The following is a 6,588-nucleotide window of genomic DNA, read 5'->3' as shown; positions in this document are numbered from 1 at the left end:
CACCGCGCTGCGCGCGGTGCCAGTGAACCGCCTCGCTGCGCTCGGCGGGGCTCGGCTTCGCCGAGCCAGGGCCGGCCCTTCGGGCCGGAGTCCTGCGCTGTGCTCCGGACTGTTCAGGGTTCCGCTGCGCTTCACCCTGAACTGGCTGCCTCGCGGGTTTGGGTGACCTCGTTTCACGAGGTCTGGGCCTTCGGCCTGTTGGGTGTCTTCTCGGCGCTGCGCGCCTCGGAGTGATCCGCTCTCGCTGCGCTCGGGCGCTTCGTGTTTCACCGGGGGTGGGCTTCCCTCCCAGCCAGCCGCGGAGGCGGTCCGCTGGGAGGGATCCCTCGGATGCTGCGCACCAGGAGACCCCGCCGACACAATCGGCGGGGTCCGCTACCTTCCGCTGCTCGGACGGATCGCCGCGCGTTCAGGAGTCGACCGCTCCGCGGCCGCCATGCCGAGACAAGGCGGCGTCTGGCACCTCAGGCCATTAAAGCACTGGCCAGTAGGGCAGATAGGCGTCGTCGAGAGGGTGATGGTGTGGCTCACGTTGCTGATCTGGTGCCCCGTGCCCTCCATGTAGATGTTCCCATGACCGCTCTGAACATCACCCAGCGTCGTGTGATCACCGTTGATCGTGTGACCCGAAGACAGAACCATCGGGGACGGCGGCGGAGGTTCATCCGCGACAGCAGGCCCAACAGCGAAAGCCCCAGCCAGCACAAGGCCGGGGGCCACCACAGCAATCTTCCTCAGAAGCTTCACGTGCACTTCCTTCACGAGACCGGCAGATGAGGGATGCAGCTCCCTATCCCTGACCACCCAAACTTACCCATACTCCCCCACAACCTGACATGTGATCATAAAATTCACCCGCCTGCAGAGCTTCTCATCCGGCCCGCCAGGAGGGTGCCCCTTCTCATGGTGAAGCCGATCAAGCTGAAGCCTGCCCCTTGGTCTTGGACACCCGCCAGCCATCCCCTCACCCCGCTTTACCGGGTGAACGTGGCCCGATCCCCACCACACCTGGTGTGAGAGCGAAGCCTCCCGTCGGGCCCCCGGGCAACCGACAACGCGCTCGCACACGAGATCACCATGCTCCACAACTCATTGCCCAGCCGAGGAGGCCAAGCTCTCCTCGTGGCCGTATACGTGCTGCCGCAGCACAAATAACGAGGTCCACCGTGTCACGGTTCACGGCAGAACGGCCCATCCATGTGCTTCATTCTGATACCCGGATTGAAGCTGGCTGCAGGGGCATCCCACACCGGGCCCGGCCCCCGAATACTTGTCGTGGGTCAGCGAGACTGCGCAATGCTCAACCAATCTGCGTAGCCGTACTTCGGCCGACAACCTTCACCGCGACCGGCCCGAACGCCTGTGGCTCACTGACATCACCGAACGGTGTCGTGCAGGGGCAGGTTGCGCAGGCCGGTGGCGCGGGCGGCCCGGATGCGGTCCTCACCGGTTCCCCACTGCCACCGCTTCGGTGATCGACGAATCCCATCAGGGGAAACCAGATCTGGCTGGAGATCGTCCAGATCGCCCCGCGGCCATCCGGTCGGCACGAACCCGCAGTTCGAGGGCACGGAGCGGACGGTCGAGGCGTACGCGATCGACCGACCTGCTGGCCTGGATGCCCATGCTCGCCCTGACCAGCGAAACCCGCAGGTGGGAGCCCCGCCGGCTGCGGCTCCGGTTGTTCTCCGCCGCCGCCCAGCTCCTCACGACCGCCCGCCGCAGGCACCTGAGATTCACACGCCACTGGCCCTGGACCGACGTGATCACCAACGCGCTGGCACGACTCGCAGCGCTCCCGAGCCCGGCTGACCAGAACGTTCCCGCCCCTGCGAGCAGCATCATCCCGCCGGAGCCGTGGAACCCGGCGCTCACCCGACGCGACAGCCGGGCCACCAGCCTGACCACCACCAGCCCGAACAAGCGAAACGGCCCGCCGAAGAACCGACGGACCGTCATGAAAGATCGAGCTTAGCCGCGCCTGCTGCTCAGGCTACAGGCGGCGCCCAGGTAGCCGGCTGCTTCTGCTGCTGGAGCCGGAACCGGGCGCTCGGGACACCCCCTGTCGCTGCACCTCGCCAGGAGGTAGTTCGACCAGAAGCGCGGATGGACCAACAATGACGCGCCCGGCGCCAACGGGCCGACGCCGTACCCCTTGATCAGCACGCCTCGATCCTGTCATCAGCCACTGACACGGTCCGATTTGGGATCGGCACGGGGGCGCCCTCCCGTTACGGGACAGCTCGTGCGTTGCCATCCCAAAGCACGCTGTGCGGCAGTCGAGTGACTGTCGTGTGTCCTTTCCTCTTGGGTGTGCAGGCGGATGCATGATAGCGAATGCTCAGAACTCGCCCTCCGGATATCAAAGGAAATCATGAAGAACACGTCCAGGCTTGCCGTAGTGCTGTCAAGCCTAATTCTGGCCGGTATGGCGGCCTCCGCGTCGGCCCTTGCGTCATCGGTGCCGACCCCGCCTTCCCCTTCGCCCATGGGACCCAATTCTGTGGTCAGTGGCGATCAAGTCGGTGGCCATCAGCAGAACCAGAACGGCCACGGCAACATTCACCTGGGCACTGGGGCCAACCACACCCTGGGCGATGTCACTCACAACATCAACATCTCCACCAGCACGGTAGGTGCCCAGGCGCCCCAATCAACGTTTGCCTACAGAATCAACAACACAACCGACCAGGACTTGACCCTCATCTACGCACAGGGGGTCAATGGCCCCGAAGTGGGATCTGTACTACCGGCTGGATCGGTTCAGATCTTCACCGTGCCAGTCCTTACGGGGGAACTGCAGTACAACGACAGTTCGGGAAACCTGGTGGCCCAGGTGAATCTGAATTCTGCCAACCCCAACTGTTCTTACAACACTGCTCCCTGTACCCCTGCGTACCTCGGAGGGGGGATCGGTTGGTGGATCTGGGTTGGTCCCGTCCCACAATCGTGATGTTTCCCCTCTTCTAAGAGGTCCTAACAGAAGCCGCTGATCATGCGACTTTCGGTTCGGTTGGTCGTTGGTTTGGCCGTGGGGAAACGTCAGTCGCGGCCGTGGATTGTGTCGGATGAACTGTGGTCGCTGATCGAGCCGTTGCTGCCTGAGCCGGCACCGAAGCAGGTGGAGGGTCGGCCACGGGTGCCGGACCGGCAGGCCTTGTGCGGGATCCTGTTCGTGCTGCATACCGGCATCAAGTGGGAGTACCTGCCGCAGGAGCTCGGCTTCGGTTCCGCGATGCTCTAGGCGCCAAGGTCATTCCTGTCCGCACCAGCCTCGGCACGGCGTTGGCGTTTGCGGCCGGCCATGAGGGAACCAAGAGAATCCGGTACGCGGCCGACCACGGGGCCAAGATCATCAACCTGAGCTGGGGCGACTATTACGCCTTCAAGAAGCTCAAGTCGGCTGTCCAGTACGCCCAGAGCAAGGGTGGCTCTATTCACGGGTTGTGGGATCAGGCACGCATTCCGTGAGAGCGATCAACGCCGTTCCGTCACGGAGCCTTTTCCAACCTCAGTCTGAGCTGGCCAGATGCAGGGTGAGGACGGCTTGGACGAGGCTGGTGATGCGGGTGGTCGAGCAGCGGAGCTTGCGCAGGAGGCGCCAGGTCTTGAGGGTGGCGATGGCCTGTTCCACGAGGGCCCGGATGTGTGCATGGGATCGGTTGGCGGCCTGCTGACCTGCGGAAAGCGTCTCCCATCGGCCACGGTACAGAACACGGACTGTGCCCCTTGGAGCCCTGGTAGGCCTTGTCGGCCCAGCAGGGGATGCCGGCCCCGGTGAGCGCGTCGATGATGCCGTGCCCGCGGGCCGCGCGGACATCATGCACGGCCCCGGGAAGAGCCGGTGAGGCCCACAGGAGTCGGCCGAATAGATCCGCGATGACCTGCACGTTCATCCCGTGCTTCTTGTGTTCGCCCGAGCAGAAGGGCCGGTCGACGGCGATCCGGTCGATCGGCAGCAGCGTCCCGTCCAACAGCACGAACGCCTTCATCGACGCCGCCCTGACCGCCTCGGCCAGCGTCGGAGCCAGGGCAGACAGGACCTCGACCGCCTCGGCGATGTAACGGAACGCGGTGGTCGTACCGACCCCGAAACCAGCCGCCAGCTGCGCATACGGATGCCCGTTGCGGAGGTGGGCGAGGGTGAGCAAGGCCTGTCGGCCCGCGCTCAGACGCCGCCACCGGGTGCCAAGAGCCCGGCGGTGTTCTCTCAGGCGGGCGGCGAGGAACCGGAGGGCAGAACTGGACACGTCGACGCCCGACGGGTAGACAAGCACACGAAGCCCCTGGTAGGACGGAATTCTTGGTCGAAAACCCATCTACCAGGGGCTTCACCTGTCTGTCAGCCCAACTACCCGGCTCGACCAACAGGTTGGAAAAGGCTCACTGACGGCCCGTTGCTCCATCCAGCAGCGCAGTGATTTCGACTGTCCGTAGGCCTCGTCCGCGGTGACCCACGCGAACGGCACGCCCGCTTCCACCGCACGCAGGAGCATGGAGCACTGTCACGTTATCGAGGACGTGATCGCCTGAGGGTGCGTCAGGATGCACCGGGGGCTGCCGGCGGCTGCGGTTCAGGCCTCAGCGGGCAGACCGGCGGAGCCGGTGATGCGGTTCCAGAGGCACTGTCACATTATGAAAAATGGCGTGCACATGGCAGGAAAATCTGGCCGCCTGGGCCTGCCCCTCGGCGAAAAATTTTGCGCAGGAACGGCGATTGGGACCTTCTTGCCGGAAGATCGACTGGCATGCACACGCCATGCATCGATAACGTGACAGCGCCCGATCAACTGCTCGTCCGACACCGCCTCCACGGTCGACTCGAGGACCGGCTCCTCTGCGGCCTCGTCCACGGTGATGGTCTCGCTCATCAGGCGTCTCCTTGATCATCGGATCCGCCGTTGATTAAGGGCTGTCCCGTAATCCCCGGCGGGCGCGCGACGACAGCCACGGCACCTCGCCGCGTTGTCGAAAACGCCCCGATACGCCCAGTATGAGGACGCCCCTCCGCCTTGCAGTGCACCGCATCTGACGCCGCATGCTGATCCACCGCGGATTACGGGACAGCCCTTAGACACTCCCTGATCGTGCGGCAGACCTCATCACGCTCCCGAGTTCCATGATGGTGATGGTTGCGGCGCTGTCGTTGACGGTGCAGGTCCATCCGGGTTGGGGAGAGCATCCGACCGTCAGGCCGCCACCCAGCTCGGGTGACTGAATTCCCGTGGATAGCGAGGCGACTGTTGTCCCGTCGCCCTTCTGCAGAGTTCCTCCCGGTACCCCTCCGACGATCGTGACTTGTGCGGTACCCGGATTCCCGTTGTTAGCGGCTGGGATGCTTGCATTGCAGATAACCGTGCATGTCAGGTCCTGTGTCGAGTTGTTCGAGATGGTGTAGACCGCGGTGAGGGGCTGGCGGACTGCTCCGAGTCCGCCGGTGGTGTGTCCTTGTCCGGTGGTGGCGTTGTCGCCGAAGGTGATGTTGCCGCAGGCGATGTTGCTGTGGTCGCCGACGGTGCCGATGGTAATGGTGCAGTCCTTCTCTTTGCCGTTGTCGTCGGCCTGTGCGGTGGAGGCGAGTCCGATGAAGGCGAGGAGCGTGGTGGCGATGGCGAGTGCTGGGCGCGTATAGCGCATCCCTTTTCTCCTTTTGGTCATATGTATGGGGTTTGTATCCTGCAGGTGAGCGGGTGCGTGACGAGGGAGGCGGGCCGTGTTCGCCCTGGAAGGACCCGGGTGGGGGACACAAGTCGTCCTGAGGTTCCCCCGGGATGCGGGGATGGGTGAGTCCCTGATCCATATCTCGGTTTTCGAGGGGCCGGGGGCTCTAGCCTGTCGTAGTGACCGAGGGTTCCGGGCAGCCCGGAGAGCGGGTGTGCGCGGGCTGCGGTGATCCGTCGAGGCCGGCTGCGCGGCCGGACGCGCCGTTCTGCTCGACGGCGTGTCGGGCCAGGTCGTGGCGGCGGGACCGTCGGTTGCGGCGCCGGGTCGCGGCGGAGTTCAACGGGTTGGGCCGGGTGGTGTGTCCCGAGTGCGGGACGGTCTGGGTGGCCGGGGTGGATCGGCGTTCGGACGGGCACTGTCACGTTGTCGAGGCCATGATCGTTTGATCGCGCGTCAGGACGTGGTGGGGTGCCGGCGGTCTGCTGTTCAGGTCGTCATGGGCATGTCGGTGGCGCCGGTGATCTGGTTCCAGATAGTGAAGCGGACTCTCATTTCGAAGCGGCAGCGGCTGGCGGTCATGAGGTGGCGGTGGGGACGGAAGTGGGGTGAGATCCCAGTGAATGCCGACAGGAACCGCTGGCTCCGCCCGGGCTACGATCCTTTCATCGCGCGTTCGCGCGGCGCTGTCACGTTATCGATACATGGCGTGTGCATGCCAGTCGATCTTCCGGCAAGAAGGTCCCAATCGCCGTTCCTGCGCAAAATTTTTTCGCCGAGGGGCAGGCCCAGGCGGCCAGATTTCCTGCCATGTGCACGCCATTTTTTATAATGAGCCTTTTTCAACCTGGCAGTGATGCTGGGCTGTTGGGGGTCAAGGGCTGTACGGAACGACGAAGCTCCTGGTAGACGGGTTCTCGACCAAGA

General features: G+C 64.5%; 4 protein-coding genes and 3 pseudogenes. 4 read left to right on the top strand and 3 right to left on the bottom strand.

The window, feature by feature from the left end:
* Positions 1–1,603 precede the first annotated feature (1,603 nt).
* The 4 genes and pseudogenes from ACIF6F_RS37895 to ACIF6F_RS37880 all read left to right on the top strand — a co-directional run.
* Positions 1,604–1,807, top strand: a pseudogene (locus tag ACIF6F_RS37895) (transposase); the annotation flags it as partial.
* A 567-nt stretch (positions 1,808–2,374) separates the two neighbouring features.
* Positions 2,375–2,953 (top strand): hypothetical protein, encoded by a 579-nt coding sequence (locus ACIF6F_RS37890; protein ID WP_399958600.1) that lies wholly within the window; start codon positions 2,375–2,377, stop codon positions 2,951–2,953.
* Between the two features lie 42 nt (positions 2,954–2,995).
* Positions 2,996–3,232 (top strand): annotated as a pseudogene (locus ACIF6F_RS37885) (transposase); the annotation flags it as partial.
* Entirely contained in the window at positions 3,160–3,471 is a 312-nt protein-coding gene (locus tag ACIF6F_RS37880; RefSeq protein ID WP_399958597.1) for a S8 family serine peptidase, read from the top strand. The pseudogene ACIF6F_RS37885 and the gene ACIF6F_RS37880, both read left to right, overlap by 73 nt.
* Positions 3,472–3,511: 40 nt before the next feature.
* On the opposite strand, the pseudogene ACIF6F_RS37875 reads toward ACIF6F_RS37880, so the two are convergent.
* From ACIF6F_RS37875 to ACIF6F_RS37865, 3 genes and pseudogenes are all read right to left on the bottom strand, one after another.
* Positions 3,512–4,277, bottom strand: a pseudogene (locus tag ACIF6F_RS37875) (transposase family protein).
* A gap of 351 nt (positions 4,278–4,628) precedes the next feature.
* Positions 4,629–4,871 (bottom strand): hypothetical protein, encoded by a 243-nt coding sequence (locus tag ACIF6F_RS37870; protein ID WP_399958594.1) that lies wholly within the window; start codon positions 4,869–4,871, stop codon positions 4,629–4,631.
* Positions 4,872–5,070: 199 nt separating this feature from the next.
* Positions 5,071–5,637, bottom strand: a complete 567-nt coding sequence (locus ACIF6F_RS37865) for a hypothetical protein (RefSeq protein WP_399958591.1) — start codon at positions 5,635–5,637, stop codon at positions 5,071–5,073.
* Between the last annotated feature and the right edge of the window lie 951 nt (positions 5,638–6,588).

Origin of the sequence: Streptomyces sp. NPDC086023, from assembly GCF_044540325.1 — a bacterium.
GTDB lineage: Bacteria > Actinomycetota > Actinomycetes > Streptomycetales > Streptomycetaceae > Streptomyces.
Note: the sequence above shows the minus strand (reverse complement) of the source record. Positions and strands in the feature narration are given on the sequence as shown.

What these genes read in the sequence shown, in the direction of transcription:
- ACIF6F_RS37870 (WP_399958594.1), bottom strand. Translation starts at nt 4,871, where the DNA reads ATGAGCGAGACCATCACCGTGGACGAGGCCGCAGAGGAGCCGGTCCTC.
- ACIF6F_RS37890 (WP_399958600.1), top strand. Translation starts at nt 2,375, where the DNA reads ATGAAGAACACGTCCAGGCTTGCCGTAGTGCTGTCAAGCCTAATTCTG.
- ACIF6F_RS37865 (WP_399958591.1), bottom strand. Translation starts at nt 5,637, where the DNA reads ATGCGCTATACGCGCCCAGCACTCGCCATCGCCACCACGCTCCTCGCC.